Source organism: Streptomyces sp. NPDC048182 (assembly GCF_043202555.1).
In the GTDB taxonomy this organism is placed as follows: Bacteria; Actinomycetota; Actinomycetes; order Streptomycetales; family Streptomycetaceae; genus Streptomyces.
The window spans coordinates 18156-38800 of the sequence record NZ_JBIDAQ010000019.1 but is presented as its reverse complement, the minus strand read 5'-3'; the positions used below and the strand labels follow the sequence as shown (position 1 = coordinate 38800).

Sequence of the window (20645 nt, the reverse complement as noted above, 5' to 3'; positions counted from 1 at the left end):
ATCCTTACCAATATCCCGTAGCAAATTTAAGTAGAGCTAAACGAAGCCGCCGCCGACACTACCCTCATGACATCTCTCGATCTCGGCCGCGCCCTGTGCGCGATGGTCACACCCTTCACGGAGTCCGGCGCATTGGACGTGACGGGCGCCCAGCGCCTGGCCGACCACCTGATCACCCGAGGCTGCGACGGCCTGGTCCTGTCCGGCACGACGGGCGAGTCCCCGACGACGACGGACGAGGAGAAGTCGACCCTGATCAGAGCGGTACGGGAGGCGGTGGGCGACCGGGCGACGGTGATCGCGGGAGTGGGCACGGCCGACACGCGCCACACGCTGGAACTGGCCCGGTCGGCGGAGAGGGCGGGCGCGGACGGCCTCCTCCTGACCGCCCCGTACTACAGCCGCCCGCCCCAGGACGCGGTGGAGGCCCACGTCCTGGAGGTGGCGAACGCCTCCACGGTCCCCCTGATGCTGTACGACATCCCGTCCCGCACCGGCGTCCGCATCGAACCGGAGACGATGCTGCGCCTGTCGACGCACCCAAGCATCGTCGCGGTGAAGGACTGCTCCTACGACCTCCTGTCCACCCAGAAGATCCTCGCCCGCACGAACCTGGCCTACTACGCGGGCTGCGACGAACAGATCCTCCCCCTCCTGGCCATCGGCGCGACGGGCTACGTCAGCACGGTGGCGAACGCCGCCCCGACCCAGGTCCGCGCGATCCTGGACGCCTTCGACGCGGGCGCCGCGAGAGCCGCGACCGGCGCCCAACGCACCCTGATCCCCCTCATCGACCAGATGATGGCGGGCCCTCTCCCCGGCACGGTCACGGCGAAGACCCTCCTGACGACCCTCGGTCTCCCCTCGGGCCCGGTCCGCGCCCCGCTGCTCCCCGCCTCCGACGAACTGACGACGGAACTCCGCAGGACATACGAGCAGTTGTTCGCGTCGCCAACTGCATAGACTGCCGCCATGGTGACAGCGACGGTCCGCGAGTGGCGCGACGAGGAGGGCTGGGGCGTACTCGACTCCCCGGAGACACCCGGCGGCTGCTGGGGCCACTACTCCGACATCCAGCAGCCGGGCTTCCGCACCCTGTCACCGGGCCAACGCGTGCGCCTGAAATGGGAGGCCCCTGGCTTCCTTCAGGACGGCTACCCCTACCGCGCCCTGAGCATCACCCCTCTGTGAGGACGCGGGCGGTCACCTTCGCGAACGGCGGCATCCGACTGGCGGGCTGCCCGTCCTCGCCCGAGGCGCCGGACGCGGGGCTCCGGGCGTCGTGCTGATCGGCGGCTCGGGCCCGACCGAACGGAACAACGCCGCGTACTTCCCGCCCCTCCGGAGCCACTTGGTCTCCGCAGGCTTCGCCGTGGTGTCGTACGACAAGCGAGGCGTCGGGGACTCGTCCGGCGACTGGCGTGCGGCGACGAGGGACGACCCGGCGACCGACGCGGGCGCCGCCCTGGAGTTCCTCCGCACACAGTCCGGCGTCCGCGGCGCCGCACGCGGCCTCTTCGGCCACAGCGAGGGCGGCCGGCTCGCCCTGCGGGGCGTCGACGGGCCGGGACGACATCCCGTACGTGGTCACCAACAGCGCCCCGGCGGCCCAGGAACGCCACGCGCTGGCGGTACGCCTGAACCGGGTCGCCCCGCACGCCCTGGCCCTGTACGACCACCTGGCCGAGGCGGGCAGACGGAACGCCGACTGCGTGACGGCCCTGCGTCTGGTCGAAGCAGCGGGCGGACCAACCCAGTTGGGCGACTTCTGGACCGACATGGACGAGCACTTGTGGACGTTCCTGAAGCGCAAGCAGGACCACGACCCGACCCCGGACCTCTTGGGCCTGCGCTGCCCGCACCTGGCGACGTTCGGCGGAGTCGACCCACTCATCCCGGTCACCGAGACCGCCGCGCGCCTGACCGAGGCGGCGTGCCACCCCGCCCGCCCGCGCGAGGCCACCCTGACGGCATCGGTCTTCCCGAACGCCGACCACCGCATACAGGTAGGCACCGAGGCCACCCCGGCCCCCGGCTACCTCGACACCGTGAGCCACTGGCTGACCACCCACACCGCATAACGCCACCGGTCACGGCCCCGCGCCTCCGCCGACGGACTCCCCCGTCCCCGACGCGACCTGCCGCCGCTGCTCGACCCACTGCCGAAGCTCGTCGTCCCCGACCCGCTCCACCGCCGCGAGCAACTCCTCCCGCCCCCGCCCGGCCCGCTCGTCCGGCGCCAGTAACCGATACCGGTTGACGGCCCGCCGAAGCGTCTCCCGCGACTGCGCCGCCAACACATACCTGGGCCCGTGCCCGAACACCTGCCGGAACCCGGTGAAGAACAGCGCGCCCCCGGCCAGCAGGGCGGTCACCCAAGCCCGCGCACTGCCCCGCGGCAACGACCGTGCACGACGAGGTCACCAACGCCCCCGACTCAGCCACCCGACACCACCACCGAGCCGAATCCCGCACCCGCTCATCGAAGACCAACTTCTCCTGAGCCAGGGCGAGCACGGGATCCGGGGCGTCTGTCCAGTCCCCCGGTGACGGTCGTCGGCGCATGAGCCGACAGTGTGCTTGAGTCCGGGACGCCTGACGAGCCTCAATCTGCTCTATCCCCCACCCGGCGGGTAGGTCTGCCGGGCGGGTCGAGGGCGACACGGCTCGCGACACAACCGAACCGTGGCACCGGCCCCGGACGCCGCAGAGATGTCATAGATCTTCGGCTCCCCCACGATGACCTCCCCACAGCAGTCACATCTCATCGCCGCCGCCGTTCTCGAACCAGCCGATAGAGTTTGCGACTGATCTCGCAACGCTCAGCGACATCTGTGCACTGCTCGCACATCGGGGCGTGTACGAAAAGGGCACGGTGTGCCGCGTCGGCGGTATGCAGGCGGCAGGCACGAGGCCACCAACGGCCTTCCTCCCCCTGTCGCTCTCCGAGGTCGACCGCCGTCTCCAACGTCAGCACTTCTCTACCCCATACGCACAGAGCGCCGCGCACCTGATCCGGCACCAACGTGTGGCGCGGCGGCAGCGCGAGCAACATGCGCACGTCCGGTGAGTCTGAGTGGGCGCCAAGGGCGCCGATTTGCTCCACGCACGCGACCGTAGAGCCTCCGGAAGGACACCAGGGGCACACTCTGTGCCCTTGGCTCTCATGCCGCGAGCAGCCCCAGCTTGACCGCCAGTTCCGAAGCGCGCCGCCGCCGAACCGGACTCTTGCCCTCGGCCTCTTCCAGCACGATCCGCTTGGCGTACCCGTTGTAGCGAGTTGTTTCCGGTGCCGCCTCATGGGCTCGCGCCAGCGTGGCCAAGGCGACGTCCGGCTGACCGTCAAGGTGATATCCGCGAGCCTCCTCGATCTGGTGCCGCGCACGACGAGGCCGCGATGGGATGACATCAGCATCCGCGGCGGTCGCCTGCCGGACCGACTCACCGCCCTGATGCAGCTCGACGGCAACAGTGACGGCGTGCGCGCCCATGATGGCGCGGGAGAACGACGTCATCGGATGGAAGTACCCCGCAGGCAGCCGAGCCGCCACGTCCCGAGCCTGATCCCAGTGCCGCCACGCGGTCCCCGTTTCTCCACGCCGGGCAGCGGTGTAGCCGGTTTCGAACGTCAGGGCCCCGGCGATGGCCAGCACGTCATCGTTCGCGTCGGGAAGCAGCGGCGCCAGGTAGGCAAGGGTCTGATGGGTGACCTCGTCTGCGGCCTCGAAGCCGGAAGGCCCGGAGTCACGCTGCGCCTGCGCGGCCAGCCACGCGGCAAGACCGATCACGTGGGGGTCCTCAGACTCCTGAGCGGCGACGAGACCACGCTCGACCACACGCCAGAGCAGGGCGGCGTCCGGCTGGTATGCCACGAAGAACTGAGCCAACGAGTAGACCTCGGCAAGAACAGCGTGCGCCGCCCGCCGCCTCTTGACCGTTTCGGCCTGCCGCACGAGTGCCTGCGCATCCCGAATGAGCCCCGGGAGCATCGCCCCCACGACCTCACGGTGATCAGGCGCCCGATGCCGCGCCGCCCAGGCCCTCGCGAGCCGCGCCCCAAGATGAGCAGCGGGCGGTGCCTCCACCTCCCGCCCGAGCGGGAAGGCATCGACAGCCGCCTTCACCTCCGGCAAGCGCCGATGCCCAGGCCCGGCGAAGAGATCGATCTGCAACGACTGATCCCCCGTGAGTTCACGGAGATCACGAACACGCAAGATCTCAGCGAGCCTCAACACCACATCCAACTTCGGCGTCTTGAGCCGCCCGGTCTCGACCCCCTTCACCCACGAACCGGACCGCCCGGCAAGCCCCCCAAGCTGCTCCCGGGTGAGCCCACGACGAGTCCGAAGGATCTGCAACCGCTGCCCGAAGACCAGCGGATCGGAGTACGGATCCGGAGTAGCAGCACCTGACACGACCTCGCTCCTCTCAGAACAGCCCGTCACAGCCAGGGTATGGGTCGGAGCGACACGACCGCCGCCTCTTCAGGCGTCAGCCAACCCGGAGATCCTCGCCGCCACCGCAATGTTCAGCGCCCCGGGCCTCCAAGCGACGGCCGGCTCGCCATCTGACGACGGTGACAGCTGGACCCCTCTGTCGCGTGAAGCGTCTGACCGACCATCGCACTCCGGTCGATCCACCGCAGGTACTCGGCGGCGCCGACGGTGATGGGCACGGCAATGACCTCGGGGTTCTGCCACGGGTGGTGCTCGATCAAGTGCGCCTCCAACTCGGCGTGGCGGCTAGGGGCGATCTGGAGGAGCAGTTGGTACTCCTCGCCGTACCGAACTCACCCGCCAGAACACACTCGCCACGGGGCCCACGTTCTGGGCGCCGGCGGCAAGGGACCCCTCGACAGCCGATCGGGCCGCCGACACAGCCTGGCCACGTGTCTCGGTGGCGGTCGAGCCCTGTACACGGACAGTCACGGGGTGACAAGATCACCGGATGCTACGACTCACCGACTTCATCATCGACTGTCCGGACGCGATGAAGCTGGCGGCCTTCTACTCCGAGGTGACGGGGGCCCAGGTCAAGGAGGACAGCAACGAGAACTGGGCCGGTATCCGGTTCGGCGAGATCGAGTTGGCCTTCACCCCGGTGGAGAACTACCGCCCTCCGCAGTGGCCCGGCAGCGACCACCCCAAGCAGTTCCACCTCGACTTCGAAGTCGACGACATCGAGGCCGAGCAGCGCCGCGTCCTGGCCCTCGGTGCGACCCTGCTACGGGACTGCGTGGACCCGAACGGCTACGGCTTCCGCGTCTATACCGACCCCGTCGGCCACCCCTTCTGCCTCTGCCGCAATAAGGGTGTCACCTGGACCGACCAGGGCCTCATCTGGACCGAGCACGACAAGTAAGCCGACGGCTGCCGCCTCAGCACCCACTGCGGCGGCGTCCGCCGGTCGGCCGCCATCCGGCCACGGCCGACTGTGATCAGGTGTAACTGAGGTCGCAACCAGGCCGCACCGACGAGTAGTCCTCAACGGGCAAAGCGGCAGCCGCCTCCTGGGCACGAGCCGCAATGGCCTGAGCGTGCAGCCAGCGGTCCCCCTGTGGGCCACCAGCGACTCGGCCGGTTCGGCAGTGCATTGAGGCGTATCTAATCCAGCGGACATGGGGCGCACGGGCAGTCGAGACGGGCGCGCAGCGGACAGCCCAGGTGCTCCCGTTCCGGATCATGGACGCGGTAGAACTTTCCCTACTTCATCAAGGCCCGCGCACGCCGAGGGCGCGCGCCACCTCTACGGCGCGGCCCGCCTCCTGTCTTCGCCCCGGCTGGCCGCGCCCGGCGGGGCGCTCGGCGGCTGCGGGCATGAAGTGGGGAGACACCCTCTGTGGCTGGGGCGGTCGGCTCCACGGCTTTAGGCAGCCACTTTGGGGCGAGCCTCTAAGATCTTGGCCCCAACGTCGTGCTTTAACGGGCAGGTCCACAGACTGCCCGACTCGCCATCAGCTTACGGGGCCAAGATCACTCGCCCCAAAGCAGCTCCAGCCCAAAGCCGCTCCGCCGACCTTAGTGAGACTCGACCGTGTCAGTCGTCCAATTCCAGTTCAGGCGTAATAATCGACGGCCTGATCTGGCGATATACCGCAATCGGGATAACGGCTACGGCTGGCCAAACGGGAGCTTCACTCAGCCCCATTCCCTCCATAGCCCTACTGGATTCCTGAATCATTTTCTCCAGAACTCGACGGCTCATCTCCTCGCGCTCAAGTACACCCTGCAAGGTTTGCACTACCCGTTCCAGCCGAACGGTAGGCGCCGCATGATCCCGCTCTGGAACCCTACTGATCGACGCAATCGTCGTCCACTCCTGCGGGTCCGCCCCCAGACGTGAAAATAGTACCGCTTTCTCGCCAGAGAGATATCCTCCAGGATCAGAAATTACACCAGAATACTGGCATTCCCAGTCATCTTCACCGCAAGGATAAACCCGGAGAGTCAGGTGATCGCCATACATTGCTCGAACAATCTTAGTGACGTCTTGAGAAAAACTATCATCCTCACTCAGGGAGTCCATCGCCGTAGCCGATGCCGCGAAAGAGGCTGGGTAAATGATGGAAGTTGGAGCCGTGACCCTGATCAGCGACCCAGGATTAAGCGCCTTATGAATGCGTCCGCGATTCCAGTTCTTCGCCTTTTTTGAAACCTCGCTAACATCTAACAGCATGTCAGCGTACTGGGCGGCTTCTTCAAGCATTGCAACGTGAAGGTCAGCAAGAGATCGCACCTCTTGTTCGCGTACACCCTCGTCATGTTGCGGACCGCCGAGATCCGTTAGTGAAGCAGTCCATTTCTTAGTCTGTTCAGACTTCCGCTCTTCAGGGAGACCAGAGGAAAGCTGGGCGAGCAGCGTCCTCACCCTGGGCGTGTCGACGTACAGGTACTCACGCACGCTCGCTCTGCCCATCTGGTTGGACATGTCATCTCCACATTAGACCGTAGGGGTTTGGACCATACTCAGACCCACGGGACCGTGACCTGTCAAGCCTTGGCCAGAGTTTTCGCTTGAACTGCATCCTCTGCGAGATCGTCATGTCACGGAACGGCAACGGCGCCAGATGTCTACAAGAGGCGCGGTACAGTCTACTACATGTCCCTTAGTAAGGAAGATCTAGAACTCCTGGAGTACGTGTACGATCAGGCGGACGGCGATCTTGATGAGTCGGTGGATGTCTGGTCCACATTCGAGCGCGAACGATGGGGCGCCATTGCACGCCGGTTGCAAAATTCTGATTTGATCAAGTTGGCCTCTATTGCCGATGATTACAAAATAACGGCTTTCGGTCTCAATTTTGTATCTGAATTGCGTGCGAAGAGACGTAACGGTCCGGCCAGGATGAACGCACTACGCCTTGCATTGATCCATTGGCTTTACGATCACTACCTTGAAGACACTCACCCAGAGAGTACGGAAGACTTCCACACTTCGGGTCACGACCTCCACATGGGACGCCCCTTCGAGGACCGGGAGCTTTTGCAGGCTATTTCATATGTATTGACGGCCCGGCTCGTCGACGGCGTGCAGCTCGACCAAAGTAGACACCTATTTCGACCGTTTCTAACACCCAAAGGCGTTGACTGCGCAGAAAGCGAGAAGACTGTGTCAGATTTCCTCAATCCGCCACCCTCCACCGGTCCAACGTTTAACGTCAGAATTGACGGATCACAGAATGTCGTTGTCGGGACTCAGTCCGGTGACTTCACTCAAAACAGTACGTCAGGCATCGACCCTGAGGTTCTGGCTCGGATCACTCACTTCGCCAATGTTGCTCGCCAGGGCATCTCCTCCTACGGCCTGGAGGAGGATCAGCAAGTCGAGGTCGAGCAAATCGCACAGGACCTGGAGGCAGAAGCCACGGGCGAGACGCCGGATCGCGGGCGCCTTCGCCGATTGACTGATCGGCTCGTGGAAGCCATTGCACCTGCTGCCGGATCCGCTCTAGGCGGCATGGTGATGGCCCTTGGTGAACAGGCATCGAGCGCAATCGCAGGATGACGCTTGGTCGCGTACGGACTGAATGCGAGTGACCAGCCGGGCTGGACACTCACTCCCAGCTAACGAACGTCGTCACAGTCAAAGCGCCCTCCCCCGGGCCGTCCTAGGGCCGTGGAAGGGCGCTCAACGTTGACCAACGTCGACAGCTACCGACAGCTCAGCAGCAGGTCACGGCGTTGATCGATGAGGCGGCCGCAGGTCACGGCCACCGATGATCAGTTGTGGCTGTGCAGCACGTCGTTCAGGCCGTCCCACACCGCGTTGTTCGGGCGGGCCTCCACCGTGCCCGTCACCGAGTTGCGGCGGAAGAGGATGTTCGAGGCGCCCGACAGCTCGCGGGCCTTGACGACCTGGCCGTCCGGCAGGGTGACGCGGGTGCCCGCCGTGACGTACAGGCCCGCCTCCACCACGCACTCGTCGCCCAGCGCGATGCCCACGCCCGCCTCCGCGCCGACCAGGCACCGCTCGCCGATGGCGATGATGACGTTGCCGCCACCCGACAGCGTGCCCATCGTGGAGGCGCCGCCGCCGATGTCGGAGCCGTTGCCGACGATCACGCCGGCCGAGATGCGCCCCTCGACCATCGAGGTCCCCAGCGTGCCCGCGTTGAAGTTGACGAAGCCCTCGTGCATCACGGTCGTGCCCTCGGAGAGGTGCGCGCCGAGCCGCACGCGGTCCGCGTCGGCGATGCGGACGCCCTTGGGGGCGACGTAGTCCGTCATGCGCGGGAACTTGTCGATCGAGGTCACCTGGAGGTGCAGGCCCTCGGCGCGCGCGTTCAGGCGGACCTTCTCGACGTCGTCCACGGCGACCGGGCCGAGCGAGGTCCAGGCGACGTTGGCCAGGTGGGCGAAGATGCCGTCCAGGTTCTGGCCGTGCGGCTTGACCAGGCGGTGGGAGAGCAGGTGCAGGCGCAGGTAGACGTCGTGCGCGTCGACCGGCTTCTCGTCCAGGGAGGCGATGACCGTGCGGACCGCGACCACCTCGACGCCCCGGCGCGCGTCCGGACCGACCGCGGCGGTGGCGCCGCCGCCCAGCAGCTCCGCGGCGCGCTCGGCGGTCAGCCGCTCGGTGCCGGACGGGCCGGGCTCGGCGACCAGCTCGGGGGCCGGGAACCAGGTGTCGAGGACGGTGCCGTCGGCGGCGATCGTGGCGAGGCCGGCGGCCACGGCGCCGGTGGTGCGGGGAGCAGTCGTGTCGGTCATGAGGGCAACCTAACCGGCGGTCGGTCCACGGGGCCAACCGGGCCGCCGTCATCTCACCTGGTGGGTGACGCCGGACGCCCGAAGGAGGCGGGCCAGGGCCTCCCGAGCGGAGACCGCGTCGTACGGGCGGTCCGTCAGCAGGACGTGGAGGCAGATCCCGTCCATCAGCGCCACGACCGCGCGGGCCGTCGCCTCGTCCGTGCGGCGCGCCAGCAGCGCGGTCGCCGCCTCCGTCCACTCCGCCGCCACCGGGCGGAGCGGGGGGCGGCGCAGCGCGGCCAGGTACAGCTCGTACTCCCGCTCCACCGCGCCCCGGTCGCCCGACAGCCACCCCGCCAGCAGTTCGGTCAGCGCGGCGGCCAGGTCGGCGGAGGGGTCCGACAGGGCCGGATGCGCCGCCAGCAGGCCCGCGAAGCTGTCGTTCGTCCGGCGCAGCGCCGCCACCAGCAGCTCGTCCAGGGTCGCGAAGTGGTACGTCGTGGAGCCCAGCGGCACGTCCGCCTCCGCCGCCACCGTGCGGTGGGTGAGCCCGGCGATGCCGTCGCGGCCCACCACCCGCAGCGCCGCCTCGATGATCCGCTCGCGGCGGCCGGGGTCGTAGCGGCGGGGCATCAGTGGGCGCCGCCGAGGTTCAGCACCACCACGCCGACGATGATCAGCGCGATGCCGGCCGCCTTGGCCGCCGTCATGCCCTCCCCCAGGAACAGCATCCCGATCACCGCGATGGCGGCCGTCCCCGCACCGGCCCAGATCGCGTACGCCGTGCCCACGTTGACGGTCTTCAGGGTCTGGGCCAGCAACAGGAAGGAGAGGACGTAGCCGAGGGCCGTCACCAAGGACGGCCCGAGCTTGGTGAAGCCCTCGCTGTACTTCATCGCGGTGGTCGCCCCCACCTCCGAGGCGATGGCCCCGGCCAGCAGCAGATATCCCATGTGTACCAGCGTACATAACGCCACCCGAGAAGACAGCAGAACGGCGGCACCCCCGTGCAGGGGGTGCCGCCGTTCAAGGGACGAAGGCGCGTCAGACGTTGAAGCCCAGCGCCCGCAGCTGCTCACGCCCGTCGTCCGTGATCTTGTCAGGACCCCACGGCGGCATCCACACCCAGTTGATCCGCAACTCGCTGACCAGGCCGTCCGTCGCGGACTTCGCCTGGTCCTCGATCACGTCGGTCAGCGGGCAGGCCGCCGACGTCAGGGTCATGTCGATGGTCGCGATGTTCGCGTCGTCGACGTGGATGCCGTAGATGAGGCCGAGGTTGACGACGTCGATGCCCAGCTCGGGGTCGACGACGTCCATCAGGGCCTCGCGCAGCTCTTCCTCGGAGGCCGGCTTCATCTCCACGGTCTCGGTCATGCCGTCGTCTCCTTCTCGGCGCCGTCCAGTGCCTGGGCGGTCGCGTCCTTCCAGGCCATCCAGCTCAGCAGGGCGCACTTGACCCGGGCGGGGTACTTCGACACCCCGGCGAACGCGACCGCGTCCTCCAGGGTCTCCTCCATCGCGTCGTCGGGCTCGATCCGGCCCTTGGACTGCATCAGCTCCAGGAAGGTCTCCTGGATCCGCTGCGCCTCGGCCAGCTCCTTGCCGACGAGCAGGTCGTTCAGTACGGAGGCCGAGGCCTGGCTGATCGAGCAGCCCTGGCCCTCGTAGGAGACGTCGCTGATCGTCGTGCCGTCGTACTTCACGCGCAGGGTGATCTCGTCACCGCACGTCGGGTTGACGTGGTGCACCTCGGCGTCGCCGTCCCGCAGACCACGCCCGTGCGGGTTCTTGTAGTGGTCCAGGATGACTTCCTGGTACATCGAGTCCAGCTTCATGCGGTCGCTCGTCCCTTAGCCGAAGAAGTTCCGTACGTGCTCCAGCCCGTCGACCAGCGCGTCGATCTCGCCGGGCGTGGAGTACAGGTAGAACGACGCCCGCGTGGTCGCCGGAATTCCGTAGCGCAGGCAGACCGGGCGGGCGCAGTGGTGGCCGACCCGGACCGCGATGCCCTGCTCGTCCAGGACCTGGCCCACGTCGTGGGGGTGGATGTCCCCCAGCGTGAAGGAGATCGCGGCGCCGCGCTCCTCGGCCGTGGTGGGGCCGATGATGCGCAGGTCAGGCACCTCCAGGAGGCGCTTGACCGCGTACTCCGTGAGCGCGTGCTCATGGGCGAGGATCTTGTCCATGCCGATGGAGGACAGGTAGTCCACCGCCGCGCCGAGGCCGACCGCCTGGGCGATCGGGGGCGTGCCCGCCTCGAACTTGTGCGGGGCAGGCGCGTAGGTCGAGGAGTGCATCGAGACCGTCTCGATCATCTCGCCGCCGCCGAGGAAGGGCGGCAGGTCCTCCAAGAGCTCCTGGCGGCCCCACAGGACGCCGATGCCGGTCGGGCCGCACATCTTGTGGCCGGTGAAGGCCACGAAGTCGGCCTGGAGGGCCTGCACGTCCAGCGGCATGTGCGGCGCGGCCTGGGAGGCGTCGACGCAGACCAGGGCGCCGACCTCCTGGGCGCGGCGGACGATCGCCTCGACCGGGTTCTGGGTGCCGAGGATGTTGGAGACCAGGACGAAGGAGACGATCTTCGTCTTCTCGGTGATGACCTCGTCGATGTTCGACAGGTCCAGGCGGCCGTCGTCGGTGAGGCCGAACCACTTCAGCTTCGCGCCGGTGCGCTGCGCGAGCAGCTGCCACGGCACGATGTTGGAGTGGTGCTCCATCTCCGTGATGACGATCTCGGTCTCGTGGTCCACCCGGTAGGGCTCGTCGGCCCAGCCGAGCATGTTCGCGACCAGGTTCAGCGACTCCGAGGCGTTCTTGGTGAAGATCACCTCGTCGCGGCTGGGCGCGTTGATGAACGCCGCGACCTTGTCGCGCGCCCCCTCGTACAGTGCCGTGGCCTCCTCGGCGAGGACGTGCACGCCACGGTGGACGTTGGCGTTGTGCTGCTCGTAGTACTCGTCCAGGACGTCGATGACCTGGCGCGGGGTCTGCGAGGTCGCGGCGTTGTCCAGGTAGACGAGCCGCCGCCCGTCGTGGACCTGGCGGTCCAGGATCGGGAAGTCCTTGCGCAGCGCCTCGGTGTCGAGGAGGCCCGGCAACATCGTCACGCGACTGCCCCCCTAGAGTTCGCTCCGCTCAAGGGGCCGCCCTTCGTGTAGGCCTCGTAGCCCTCTTCCTCCAGCTTGTCGGCGAGCTCGGCGCCGCCGGACTCGACGATGCGGCCGGCCGAGAAGACGTGGACGAAGTCGGGCTTGATGTAGCGCAGGATGCGCGTGTAGTGGGTGATCAGCAGGGTGCCGACCTCACCGGTCTCGCGGACCCGGTTGACGCCCTCGGAGACGACGCGCAGGGCATCGACGTCGAGGCCGGAGTCGGTCTCGTCCAGGATCGCCATCTTCGGCTTGAGCAGCTCCAGCTGGAGGATCTCGTGCCGCTTCTTCTCACCGCCGGAGAAGCCCTCGTTGACGTTGCGCTCGGCGAAGGCCGGGTCCATGTTGAGGCGCTCCATGGCCTCGCGGACCTCCTTCACCCAGGTGCGCAGCTTGGGGGCCTCGCCGCGCACGGCGGTGGCGGAGGTGCGCAGGAAGTTGGAGACGGAGACGCCGGGGACCTCGACCGGGTACTGCATGGCGAGGAAGAGGCCGGCGCGGGCGCGCTCGTCGACGGACATCTCCAGGACGTCCTCGCCGTCGAGGGTGACGGTGCCGCCGGTGATCGTGTACTTGGGGTGACCCGCGAGCGAGTAGGCGAGGGTCGACTTGCCGGAGCCGTTCGGGCCCATGATGGCGTGCGTCTCGCCCTGCTTCACGGTGAGGTCGACGCCCTTGAGGATCTCCTTCGTGGCGTTGTCGGCCTCGACGGTGACGTGCAGGTCTCGGATTTCAAGCGTTGCCATGGATGCCTCAGGACTCCTGGGTGAGGGAGACGAGCACGTCGTCCCCTTCGATCTTTACGGGGTATACGGGGACGGGGCGCGTCGCCGGAAGACTGTCGGGCTTGCCCGAGCGGAGGTCGAAGCGCGAGCCGTGCAGCCAGCACTCGATGTGGCAGTCGTCGACCTCGCCCTCGGCGAGGGAGACGTTCGCGTGCGAGCAGATGTCATTGATCGCGAACACCTCGCCCTCGGTGCGCACGACGGAGACCGGCGTGCCGTCGAGTTCCACCCGCTTGGGGGTGTCCTCTTCCAGCTCGCCGACCCCACAGACGCGTACGAAGGTCATGCGACCGACGCCTCCAGCTCCTCTTCGATCTTGCCGAGGAGGCGCTCCTCGATGTCCGGGACACCGATCTGCTGGACCAGCTCCGCGAAGAAGCCGCGCACCACCAGGCGGCGGGCGTCGATCTCCGGGATGCCGCGGGCCATCAGGTAGAAGAGCTGCTCGTCGTCGAAGCGGCCGGTGGCGGAGGCGTGGCCGGCGCCGACGATCTCGCCGGTCTCGATCTCCAGGTTGGGGACCGAGTCGACCCGGGCGCCGTCGGTGAGCACCAGGTTGCGGTTCATCTCGTAGGTGTCGGTGCCCTCGGCCGCCGCCTCGATCAGCACGTCGCCGATCCACACCGCGTGCGCGTCGTCGCCCTGGAGCGCGCCCTTGTAGACGACGTGGGACTTGCAGTGCGGGACGTTGTGGTCGACCAGGAGGCGGTGCTCCTGGTGCTGGCCGGCGTCGGTGAAGTAGAGGCCGAACAGCTCGGCCTCGCCGCCGGGGCCCGCGTAGGTCACGCGCGGGTGCAGGCGGACCACGTCGCCGCCGAAGGTGACGACGACGGACTTGAAGGAGGCGTCGCGCCCGACGAGCGCGTTGTGCTGTGCCACGTGCACGGCCTTGTCGTCCCAGTCCTGCACGGAGACGACGGTGAGCTTGGCGCCGTCGCCGAGGACGTACTCGACGTTGGCGGCGAGCACCGCGTCCCCGGTGTGGTCGACCACCACGACGGCCTCGGCGAAGGCGCCCAGCTCGATGAGCTGATGCCCGTAGGCGACCCCGCCCTCGCCGTGCACGGCGATGCGGATCGGCTCGGTGAGCACGGTCTCCTTGGGCACGCTGACCACGCCGGCCTGGGTGAAGGCGGAGTACGCCTGGGCGGCGACGCGGTCCACGGGGGCGCCGGTGCGGCCGAGGCGGGCGTCGTCGCGGCCGACGGACTCGACGGTGACGCCCTCGGGGGCCTCGACCGCGATCTTCACGCCCTCGCCGGTGGCGACGGCGGTGCCGTCGTGCAGGCCGCGCAGCCGCTCCAGCGGGGTGAACCGCCACTCCTCCTCGCGGCCGTGCGGCACCGCGAACTCCGCCACGTCGAAGGAGGGCGGCGCGCTCATGCGGGTCGCGACGGTCGACTCGGCGGCGACCGCGATCGTGCCCGCGGTGGTCGATCCCACCGGGATGTTCTGGGCCTCAGCCATGGCTGTCGTAGTGCTCGCTTTCGTGTGCGGGTGAGTGGCGGTGGGGAGGCGGGCGGCGGGTCAGCCGACCGCGCCCTCCATCTGCAGCTCGATCAGCCGGTTGAGTTCGAGGGCGTACTCCATCGGCAGTTCCTTGGCGATGGGCTCCACGAAGCCGCGCACGATCATCGCCATGGCCTCGAACTCGCTCAGGCCGCGGCTCATCAGGTAGAAGAGCTGGTCCTCGGAGACCTTGGAGACGGTCGCCTCGTGGCCCATGGACACGTCGTCCTCGCGGACGTCCACGTAGGGGTAGGTGTCCGAACGGGAGATGGTGTCCACGAGCAGCGCGTCGCACAGCACGTTGGACTTGGAGCCCGGGGCGCCCTCGCCGATCTCGATGAGGCCGCGGTAGGAGGTGCGGCCGCCGCCGCGGGCCACCGACTTGGAGACGATGTTGGAGGACGTGTTCGGGGCCATGTGGACCATCTTGGCGCCGGCGTCCTGGTGCTGGCCCTCGCCCGCGAAGGCGATGGACAGGGTCTCGCCCTTGGCGTGCTCGCCCATCAGGTAGACGGCCGGGTACTTCATCGTCACCTTGGAGCCGATGTTGCCGTCGATCCACTCCATGGTCGCGCCCTCATAGGCGACGGCGCGCTTGGTGACCAGGTTGTAGACGTTGTTCGACCAGTTCTGGATGGTCGTGTAGCGGCAGCGGGCGTTCTTCTTGACGATGATCTCGACCACGGCGCTGTGCAGCGAGTCCGACTTGTAGATCGGCGCGGTGCAGCCCTCGACGTAGTGCACGTACGCGCCCTCGTCGACGATGATCAGGGTCCGCTCGAACTGGCCCATGTTCTCCGTGTTGATACGGAAGTAGGCCTGGAGCGGGATCTCCACGTGCACGCCCTTCGGCACGTAGATGAAGGAGCCGCCGGACCACACCGCGGTGTTCAGCGCGGCGAACTTGTTGTCGCCGGCCGGGATGACGGTGCCGAAGTACTCCTTGAACAGCTCCGGGTGCTCCTTGAGCGCGGTGTCGGTGTCCAGGAAGATGACGCCCTGCTCCTCCAGGTCCTCGCGGATCTGGTGGTAGACGACCTCCGACTCGTACTGGGCGGCGACGCCGGCGACCAGGCGCTGCTTCTCGGCCTCGGGGATGCCCAGCTTGTCGTAGGTGTTCTTGATGTCCTCGGGCAGGTCCTCCCAGGACTCCGCCTGCTTCTCCGTGGAGCGCACGAAGTACTTGATGTTGGCGAAGTCGATGCCCGACAGGTCCGAGCCCCAGTTCGGCATGGGCTTCTTCTCGAAGAGCCTCAGGCCCTTGAGGCGGAGCTTGGTCATCCACTCCGGCTCGGACTTCTTGCCGGAGATGTCCCGGACGACCTCGTCGTCGACGCCGCGCCTCGCGGAGGCTCCGGCAGTGTCGGAGTCGGCCCAGCCGTACTCGTACTTGCCCAGGCCCTCCAGCTCGGGGTGAGCGGTCTCCGTGGGGAGAGTCATGCGGGGTTCCTCCCGGCCGTGCTTGCGGATGATGCGTTGCTTGCAGAAGCGTTGTCGGTCTTCGGCGACACGTCGTCGTGCGGCGTGTGCGAGGTCTTCGGAATGAAGGTCGTGCAGACACCGTCGCCGTGCGCGATGGTCGCGAGCCGCTGTACATGTGTACCGAGCAGCTCGGCGAAAAATTCCGTCTCCGCCTCGCACAGCTGCGGAAACTGCTCGGCGACATGGGCGACCGGGCAGTGGTGCTGGCAGAGCTGCTCACCCTTTTGGGGATGGGGGGCGCTGCGCGCGGCAGCAGCGTACCCGTCCGCGCTCAGCACCCTGGCCAGCGCTTCGGCCCGCTCCTCGGGGGCGGCGGCGGCGAGGGCCGCGCGGTACGCGCCGGCCTGGGCGGCGATCCGGGCGCGGGCGAAGGCCGCGATGGCCTGCTCCCCGCCCTCCTGGTCGGCGATCCAGCTCAGCGCGTCGGCGGCGAGCTTGTCGTACGACTGGTCGAAGGCGTCCCGGCCGCCGTCCGTGAGGGCGAAGACCTTGGCGGGCCGGCCGCGGGTGCGCGTGCCGTAGACCCGCTGCTCGCGGGGGGACACCACGTCGTCGGCGACCAGGGCGTCCAGATGGCGGCGGACGGCGGCCTGGGTGAGGCCGAGGCGCTGGGCCAGCTCGGCGACGGTCGAGGGGCCGTGGTCCAGGATGGAGCGCGCGACGCGGTTGCGGGTGGACCGCTCACCGGTCGCGAGTTCCTCCTGCGGAGCCTCGCCGTCGTATTTCACAACGCCATTGTTGCGTAATTCCTCCGGCCCGGGCAAGCCGCGCCCTGCGGCCGGATGGTGCCCTGTGTCACTTAGGTAAACCTAATCTGACCTGCGGAAACGATCACTGATCGATCAAACGGCTGGCGTTCGCGGACCCCGTGCGCCACACTCCGGGACCATGCCCACACCCGCTCCGACCGGCCCACTCGTCACCCGCGGCATCCTCGCGCCCGCCCTGCGCGACCTCGGCGTCCGGTCCGGCGAGACCCTGCTCGTGCACACCTCCCTCAGCTCCCTCGGCTGGGTCTGCGGCGGGCCCGTCACGGTGGTCCAGGCGCTGCTCGACGTGGTCGGCCCGGACGGCACGCTGGTCGTCCCGACGCAGACCGGGGAGCTGTCCGACCCGGCACTGTGGAGTGACCCGCCGGTGCCCCCGGAGTGGTGGGACACCATCCGCACCGCGATGCCGCCCTTCGACCCGGCCGTCACACCCTCGCGCGGGGTCGGCGTCGTCCCGGAGACCGTGCGCACCTGGCCGGGCGCGCTGCGCAGCGCGCATCCGCAGACCTCCTTCGCGGCCCTGGGCCGCCGCGCCGCCGAGGTGGTCGCGGGGCACGCCACCGACTGCCGGCTGGGCGAGCGCAGCCCGCTGGCCACGCTGGAGCGGCTCGGCGCCCGGGTGCTGCTGCTCGGCGCGGGCTACGGCGCCTGCACCGCCTTCCACCTGGCCGAGTACCGCACGCCCTCGCCCCGGGTGGTGGTGGGCCGGCCGGGGCTCGCGGGCTGGGAGACGGTGACCGAGGTGTCCGTCACCTCCGACGGGTTCGAGGATCTCGGCCACGACTTCGAACGGGACAGGACGGTCGTACGGGGCCGGCTCGGCGCGGCCGACGTGCGGCTCTTTCCGCTGGCCGACGCGGTCGCCTACGCGGAGCACTGGCTGCCGCTGCACCGGCCGCGCGCCGGGGAGATCGAGCACCCGCGCGTCTGAGCCGCCCGGCGCGTCCCTAGACTCGTGACCCATGCGAAGCGAGCCCGTGGTCCAGGTCGAACCCGTGGTCCAGGTGCGGGGCCTGGTGATGCGGTACGGCCCGAAGACCGCCGTGGACGGCCTCGACCTGGCGGCCGGCCCCGGCGTGACCGCCGTGCTCGGACCCAACGGCGCGGGCAAGACGACCACCGTCGAGACCTGCGAGGGCTACCGCCGCCCCGACTCCGGCACGGTCCGCGTCCTCGGCCTCGACCCGGTCGCGCAGGGCGCCGCGCTGCGGCCCCGGATCGGGGTGATGCTCCAGTCCGGCGGCGTCTACTCAGGCGCCCGCGCCGAGGAGATGCTCCGGCACACCGCCCGGCTGCACGCCCACCCGCTGGACGTGGACGCCCTGGTCGAACGGCTCGGCCTCGGCTCCTGCGGGCGCACCACGTACCGCAGGCTCTCCGGCGGGCAGCAGCGCCGGCTCGCGCTGGCGATGGCCGTGGTGGGCCGCCCGGAACTGGTCTTCCTGGACGAGCCCACCGCCGGACTCGACCCGCAGGCCCGCCGCGCCACCTGGGACCTCGTGCGCGACCTGCGCCGCGACGGCGTCTCGGTGATCCTCACCACCCATCACATGGACGAGGCCGAGCAGCTCGCCGACGACGTCGCCGTCATCGACGCGGGCCGGGTCATCGCCCAGGGCTCGCCGGACGAGCTGTGCCGCGGCGGCGCCGAGAACACCCTGCGGTTCACCGGCCGCCCGGGGCTCGACGTCGCCTCCCTGCTCAAGGCGCTGCCCGCCGACTCCTCGGCCGCCGAGCTGACGCCGGGTTCGTACCGCGTGGCCGGCAAGATCGACCCGCAGCTGCTCGCCACCGTGACGTCCTGGTGCGCGCAGCACGGGGTGATGCCGGACCGCATCTCGGTGGAACGGCACACCCTGGAGGACGTCTTCTTGGAGCTGACCGGCAAGGAGCTGCGCGGATGACCACCACGACCGAGGGCACGTACGCCCCCCGGCCCGGCGGCGCCCCCCTCGGCCGCATGATCGCCGCGCAGGCCGCGCTGGAGACGAGGATGCTCCTGCGCAACGGCGAGCAGCTGCTCCTGACGGTGATCATCCCGACGCTGCTGCTCGTGCTGTTCAGCTCGGTGGACATCGTGGACACCGGCGAGGGCGAGGCGGTCGACTTCCTCGCCCCCGGCGTCCTCGCCCTCGCCGTGCTCTCCACCGCGTTCACCGGCCAGGCCATCGCCACCGGCTTCGAGCGGCGGTACGGGGTGCTGAAGCGGCTGGCCGCCTCACCGCTGCCGCGCTGGGCCCTGATGACCGCCAAGACGGTGTCCGTGCTGGTCACCGAGGTGCTCCAGATCGTCCTCCTCACGGTGATCGCCCTCGCGCTCGGCTGGTCCCCGCACGGCAACCCGTTCACCGTGCTGCTGCTCCTGACCCTCGGCACGGCCGCCTGCTCCGGGCTCGGCCTGCTCATGGCGGGCACGCTCAGGGCCGAGGCGACGCTCGCCGCGGCCAACCTGGTCTTCCTGCTGCTCCTGGTGGGCGGCGGGGTGATCGTGCCGCTGGACAAGTTCCCGGACGGACTGCGGAACGTCCTGGAGCTGCTGCCGGTCGCGGCGCTGTCGGACGGGCTGCGCGAGGTGCTGCGCTACGGCGCCGGGGTGCCCTGGGGCGACCTGGGCGTCCTCGCGGTGTGGTCGGTGGCGGGGCTGGCGGCGGCCGGGAAGTTCTTCCGCTGGGAGTAGGGGCGGCATGTCGGACACGGACCCCTCGTGAACGCGTGCACAATCTGCCCCCTACGATGGAGCGCGTGCCTTACCTGACCCGTGCCGGTGCCGCAGCCGCCGTGCGCAACCCCCTCGCCTTCGTCGCCGCGCACTGGACCCCGCAGCCGCGGACCGTCCGGCGCGCCGCCCTCGCCGCGCTCGTCATGGCGGTGGTCATCGTCGTCACCGGCGGTGCCGTGCGCCTGACCGGCTCCGGGCTCGGCTGCCCGACCTGGCCCAAGTGCACCGCCGACTCGCTGACCACCACCCACGCGATGGGCTTCCACGGCGTCATCGAGTTCGGCAACCGCATGCTGACCTACGTGCTGTGCGCGGCGGTCGGCTGGGCGATCATCGCCGCCCGCTCGGAGAAGCCCCGCCGGCGCTCCCTGACCCGGCTCGGCTGGGCCCAGTTCTGGGTGGTCATGGGCAACGCGATCCTCGGCGGCATCGTCGTGCTCGTCGGCCTCAACCCGTACACCGTCGCCGCGCACTTCCTGCTGTCGACGGCGCTGATCGCGCTGGCGACGGTGATGTGGCAGCGCACCCGCGAGGGCGACGCGGCGCCGCGCCCGCTGGTCGGGCCGGCGGTGCGGCAGCTGGTGTGGGTGCTGGTGGCGGCCTCCGCGGTGCTGATCGCGGTCGGCACGGTGGTGACCGGCGCGGGTCCGCACGCGGGCGACTCCAGCGACGTGAAGCGGATGCCGCTGGACTGGGAGACGGTCACCAAGCTGCACGCGGTGCTCGCCTGGATCGTCGTCACGCTGACCTTCGCGCTGTGGTTCGTGCTCAAGGCGGTGGACGCCCCGAAGGCGCCGCAGTCCCGCACCCGCGACCTGTTCCTGATCCTGCTCGGCCAAGGCGTCATCGGCTACGTGCAGTACTTCACCGACCTGCCCGAGGTCCTGGTGGGCCTGCACATGTTCGGCTCGTGCCTGGTGTGGGTCGGCGTGCTGCGGGTCCTGCTGGCGCTGCGCGAACGCCCCGGCGCGGACACCCTGGTGCCCGGGCCGGCGAACGAGGCGGCGCTGAGCCGGGCCTGACCCCCGACGCCCCGGGCG

24 protein-coding genes and 1 pseudogene are annotated in these 20645 nt (G+C 69.0%); 10 read left to right on the top strand and 15 right to left on the bottom strand.

From position 1 onward, the window contains the following. The first annotated feature begins 66 nt into the window (after positions 1-66). The 4 genes and pseudogenes from dapA (at position 67) to ACGFZL_RS29100 (ending at position 2081) form a co-directional block, all read left to right on the top strand. Positions 67-963 carry a 4-hydroxy-tetrahydrodipicolinate synthase gene (dapA, locus tag ACGFZL_RS29115; protein WP_393696186.1) on the top strand — a complete coding sequence of 299 codons (897 nt, stop codon included), beginning with the start codon at positions 67-69 and terminating at the stop codon, positions 961-963. 9 nt (positions 964-972) lie between these two features. Then, positions 973-1191, top strand: coding sequence for a cold-shock protein (locus ACGFZL_RS29110; RefSeq protein WP_393696184.1), 219 nt, complete (start codon positions 973-975; stop codon positions 1189-1191). A gap of 91 nt (positions 1192-1282) precedes the next feature. Beyond that, positions 1283-1492: pseudogene (locus ACGFZL_RS29105) on the top strand (alpha/beta hydrolase family protein); the annotation flags it as partial. Positions 1493-1583: 91 nt separating this feature from the next. Further along, a complete protein-coding gene (locus ACGFZL_RS29100; RefSeq protein WP_393696183.1) occupies positions 1584-2081 on the top strand; it encodes a hypothetical protein in 498 nt (165 codons plus the stop codon). Between the two features lie 9 nt (positions 2082-2090). Here ACGFZL_RS29100 and ACGFZL_RS29095 read toward each other — a convergent pair whose 3' ends face one another. The 3 genes from ACGFZL_RS29095 to cutA form a co-directional block, all read right to left on the bottom strand. Next, the gene (locus ACGFZL_RS29095; RefSeq protein ID WP_393696181.1) at positions 2091-2375 is read right to left on the bottom strand and encodes a hypothetical protein; all 285 of its coding nucleotides are present in this window, start codon (positions 2373-2375) and stop codon (positions 2091-2093) included. A gap of 789 nt (positions 2376-3164) precedes the next feature. Continuing rightward, positions 3165-4415, bottom strand: coding sequence for a helix-turn-helix domain-containing protein (locus ACGFZL_RS29090; protein WP_393696179.1), 1251 nt, complete (start codon positions 4413-4415; stop codon positions 3165-3167). A gap of 113 nt (positions 4416-4528) precedes the next feature. Then, complete coding sequence (cutA, locus tag ACGFZL_RS29085; RefSeq protein ID WP_393696177.1) at positions 4529-4729, bottom strand: divalent cation tolerance protein CutA; 201 nt, start codon at positions 4727-4729, stop codon at positions 4529-4531. Between the two features lie 218 nt (positions 4730-4947). On the opposite strand from cutA, the gene ACGFZL_RS29080 reads away from it, so the two are divergent. Continuing rightward, positions 4948-5361 (top strand): VOC family protein, encoded by a 414-nt coding sequence (locus ACGFZL_RS29080; RefSeq protein ID WP_393696175.1) that lies wholly within the window; start codon positions 4948-4950, stop codon positions 5359-5361. 675 nt (positions 5362-6036) lie between these two features. Here ACGFZL_RS29080 and ACGFZL_RS29075 read toward each other — a convergent pair. After that, entirely contained in the window at positions 6037-6927 is an 891-nt protein-coding gene (locus ACGFZL_RS29075; RefSeq protein WP_393696173.1) for a hypothetical protein, read from the bottom strand. Positions 6928-7098: 171 nt separating this feature from the next. Here ACGFZL_RS29075 and ACGFZL_RS29070 point away from each other — a divergent pair, with 171 nt between their 5' ends. Beyond that, positions 7099-8004 carry a hypothetical protein gene (locus ACGFZL_RS29070; protein ID WP_393696171.1) on the top strand — a complete coding sequence of 302 codons (906 nt, stop codon included), beginning with the start codon at positions 7099-7101 and terminating at the stop codon, positions 8002-8004. Between the two features lie 215 nt (positions 8005-8219). Here ACGFZL_RS29070 and dapD read toward each other — a convergent pair whose 3' ends face one another. From dapD to ACGFZL_RS29015, 11 genes are all read right to left on the bottom strand, one after another. Continuing rightward, the gene (dapD, locus tag ACGFZL_RS29065; RefSeq protein WP_393696169.1) at positions 8220-9209 is read right to left on the bottom strand and encodes a 2,3,4,5-tetrahydropyridine-2,6-dicarboxylate N-succinyltransferase; all 990 of its coding nucleotides are present in this window, start codon (positions 9207-9209) and stop codon (positions 8220-8222) included. Positions 9210-9257: 48 nt separating this feature from the next. Further along, a complete protein-coding gene (locus ACGFZL_RS29060; protein WP_393696167.1) occupies positions 9258-9821 on the bottom strand; it encodes a TetR/AcrR family transcriptional regulator in 564 nt (187 codons plus the stop codon). After that, positions 9821-10141, bottom strand: coding sequence for a multidrug efflux SMR transporter (locus ACGFZL_RS29055; protein WP_355174992.1), 321 nt, complete (start codon positions 10139-10141; stop codon positions 9821-9823). The genes ACGFZL_RS29060 and ACGFZL_RS29055 overlap by 1 nt, the downstream gene beginning before the upstream one ends. A 91-nt stretch (positions 10142-10232) precedes the next feature. Then, the gene (locus ACGFZL_RS29050) at positions 10233-10565 is read right to left on the bottom strand and encodes a metal-sulfur cluster assembly factor (protein WP_393696165.1); all 333 of its coding nucleotides are present in this window, start codon (positions 10563-10565) and stop codon (positions 10233-10235) included. Then, positions 10562-11026, bottom strand: a complete 465-nt coding sequence (gene sufU / locus ACGFZL_RS29045) for a Fe-S cluster assembly sulfur transfer protein SufU (protein WP_393696163.1) — start codon at positions 11024-11026, stop codon at positions 10562-10564. Before sufU ends, ACGFZL_RS29050 begins: the two co-directional genes overlap by 4 nt. Positions 11027-11041: 15 nt before the next feature. Next, entirely contained in the window at positions 11042-12298 is a 1257-nt protein-coding gene (locus ACGFZL_RS29040) for a cysteine desulfurase (RefSeq protein WP_393696161.1), read from the bottom strand. Further along, the gene (sufC, locus tag ACGFZL_RS29035; RefSeq protein WP_393696159.1) at positions 12295-13086 is read right to left on the bottom strand and encodes a Fe-S cluster assembly ATPase SufC; all 792 of its coding nucleotides are present in this window, start codon (positions 13084-13086) and stop codon (positions 12295-12297) included. The genes ACGFZL_RS29040 and sufC overlap by 4 nt, the downstream gene beginning before the upstream one ends. A 7-nt stretch (positions 13087-13093) precedes the next feature. Beyond that, the gene (locus ACGFZL_RS29030; protein WP_355175002.1) at positions 13094-13411 is read right to left on the bottom strand and encodes a non-heme iron oxygenase ferredoxin subunit; all 318 of its coding nucleotides are present in this window, start codon (positions 13409-13411) and stop codon (positions 13094-13096) included. Next, positions 13408-14592 (bottom strand): Fe-S cluster assembly protein SufD, encoded by a 1185-nt coding sequence (sufD, locus tag ACGFZL_RS29025; protein WP_393696157.1) that lies wholly within the window; start codon positions 14590-14592, stop codon positions 13408-13410. Before sufD ends, ACGFZL_RS29030 begins: the two co-directional genes overlap by 4 nt. A gap of 60 nt (positions 14593-14652) precedes the next feature. Further along, positions 14653-16074 carry a Fe-S cluster assembly protein SufB gene (gene sufB, locus ACGFZL_RS29020; protein ID WP_355175006.1) on the bottom strand — a complete coding sequence of 474 codons (1422 nt, stop codon included), beginning with the start codon at positions 16072-16074 and terminating at the stop codon, positions 14653-14655. After that, positions 16071-16844, bottom strand: a complete 774-nt coding sequence (locus ACGFZL_RS29015; protein ID WP_393696155.1) for a helix-turn-helix transcriptional regulator — start codon at positions 16842-16844, stop codon at positions 16071-16073. Before ACGFZL_RS29015 ends, sufB begins: the two co-directional genes overlap by 4 nt. Before the next feature lie 160 nt (positions 16845-17004). On the opposite strand from ACGFZL_RS29015, the gene ACGFZL_RS29010 reads away from it, so the two are divergent. Genes ACGFZL_RS29010 through ACGFZL_RS28995 form a run of 4 tightly spaced genes read left to right on the top strand, consistent with a single transcriptional unit; the run spans position 17005 to position 20627 of the window. Continuing rightward, the gene (locus ACGFZL_RS29010; RefSeq protein ID WP_393696153.1) at positions 17005-17817 is read left to right on the top strand and encodes an aminoglycoside N(3)-acetyltransferase; all 813 of its coding nucleotides are present in this window, start codon (positions 17005-17007) and stop codon (positions 17815-17817) included. Positions 17818-17848: 31 nt separating this feature from the next. Further along, complete coding sequence (locus ACGFZL_RS29005) at positions 17849-18790, top strand: ABC transporter ATP-binding protein (protein ID WP_355175012.1); 942 nt, start codon at positions 17849-17851, stop codon at positions 18788-18790. Beyond that, positions 18787-19563 carry an ABC transporter permease gene (locus ACGFZL_RS29000; protein WP_393696151.1) on the top strand — a complete coding sequence of 259 codons (777 nt, stop codon included), beginning with the start codon at positions 18787-18789 and terminating at the stop codon, positions 19561-19563. Before ACGFZL_RS29005 ends, ACGFZL_RS29000 begins: the two co-directional genes overlap by 4 nt. Before the next feature lie 56 nt (positions 19564-19619). Further along, positions 19620-20627: a COX15/CtaA family protein gene (locus ACGFZL_RS28995; RefSeq protein ID WP_355175016.1), complete on the top strand. Its 1008-nt coding sequence runs from the start codon at positions 19620-19622 to the stop codon at positions 20625-20627. Positions 20628-20645: the final 18 nt, after the last annotated feature.

Excerpts from the sequence above, each read along its gene's own strand:
- ACGFZL_RS29000 (WP_393696151.1), top strand. The coding sequence starts at position 18,787 with ATGACCACCACGACCGAGGGCACGTACGCCCCCCGGCCCGGCGGCGCC.
- ACGFZL_RS29055 (WP_355174992.1), bottom strand. The coding sequence starts at position 10,141 with ATGGGATATCTGCTGCTGGCCGGGGCCATCGCCTCGGAGGTGGGGGCG.
- ACGFZL_RS29005 (WP_355175012.1), top strand. The coding sequence starts at position 17,849 with ATGCGAAGCGAGCCCGTGGTCCAGGTCGAACCCGTGGTCCAGGTGCGG.
- sufB (WP_355175006.1), bottom strand. The coding sequence starts at position 16,074 with ATGACTCTCCCCACGGAGACCGCTCACCCCGAGCTGGAGGGCCTGGGC.
- ACGFZL_RS29110 (WP_393696184.1), top strand. The coding sequence starts at position 973 with ATGGTGACAGCGACGGTCCGCGAGTGGCGCGACGAGGAGGGCTGGGGC.
- ACGFZL_RS28995 (WP_355175016.1), top strand. The coding sequence starts at position 19,620 with ATGGAGCGCGTGCCTTACCTGACCCGTGCCGGTGCCGCAGCCGCCGTG.
- ACGFZL_RS29030 (WP_355175002.1), bottom strand. The coding sequence starts at position 13,411 with ATGACCTTCGTACGCGTCTGTGGGGTCGGCGAGCTGGAAGAGGACACC.
- dapD (WP_393696169.1), bottom strand. The coding sequence starts at position 9,209 with ATGACCGACACGACTGCTCCCCGCACCACCGGCGCCGTGGCCGCCGGC.
- dapA (WP_393696186.1), top strand. The coding sequence starts at position 67 with ATGACATCTCTCGATCTCGGCCGCGCCCTGTGCGCGATGGTCACACCC.
- ACGFZL_RS29080 (WP_393696175.1), top strand. The coding sequence starts at position 4,948 with ATGCTACGACTCACCGACTTCATCATCGACTGTCCGGACGCGATGAAG.
- sufD (WP_393696157.1), bottom strand. The coding sequence starts at position 14,592 with ATGGCTGAGGCCCAGAACATCCCGGTGGGATCGACCACCGCGGGCACG.
- ACGFZL_RS29075 (WP_393696173.1), bottom strand. The coding sequence starts at position 6,927 with ATGTCCAACCAGATGGGCAGAGCGAGCGTGCGTGAGTACCTGTACGTC.
- sufC (WP_393696159.1), bottom strand. The coding sequence starts at position 13,086 with ATGGCAACGCTTGAAATCCGAGACCTGCACGTCACCGTCGAGGCCGAC.
- ACGFZL_RS29010 (WP_393696153.1), top strand. The coding sequence starts at position 17,005 with ATGCCCACACCCGCTCCGACCGGCCCACTCGTCACCCGCGGCATCCTC.
- ACGFZL_RS29050 (WP_393696165.1), bottom strand. The coding sequence starts at position 10,565 with ATGACCGAGACCGTGGAGATGAAGCCGGCCTCCGAGGAAGAGCTGCGC.
- ACGFZL_RS29070 (WP_393696171.1), top strand. The coding sequence starts at position 7,099 with ATGTCCCTTAGTAAGGAAGATCTAGAACTCCTGGAGTACGTGTACGAT.
- ACGFZL_RS29060 (WP_393696167.1), bottom strand. The coding sequence starts at position 9,821 with ATGCCCCGCCGCTACGACCCCGGCCGCCGCGAGCGGATCATCGAGGCG.
- sufU (WP_393696163.1), bottom strand. The coding sequence starts at position 11,026 with ATGAAGCTGGACTCGATGTACCAGGAAGTCATCCTGGACCACTACAAG.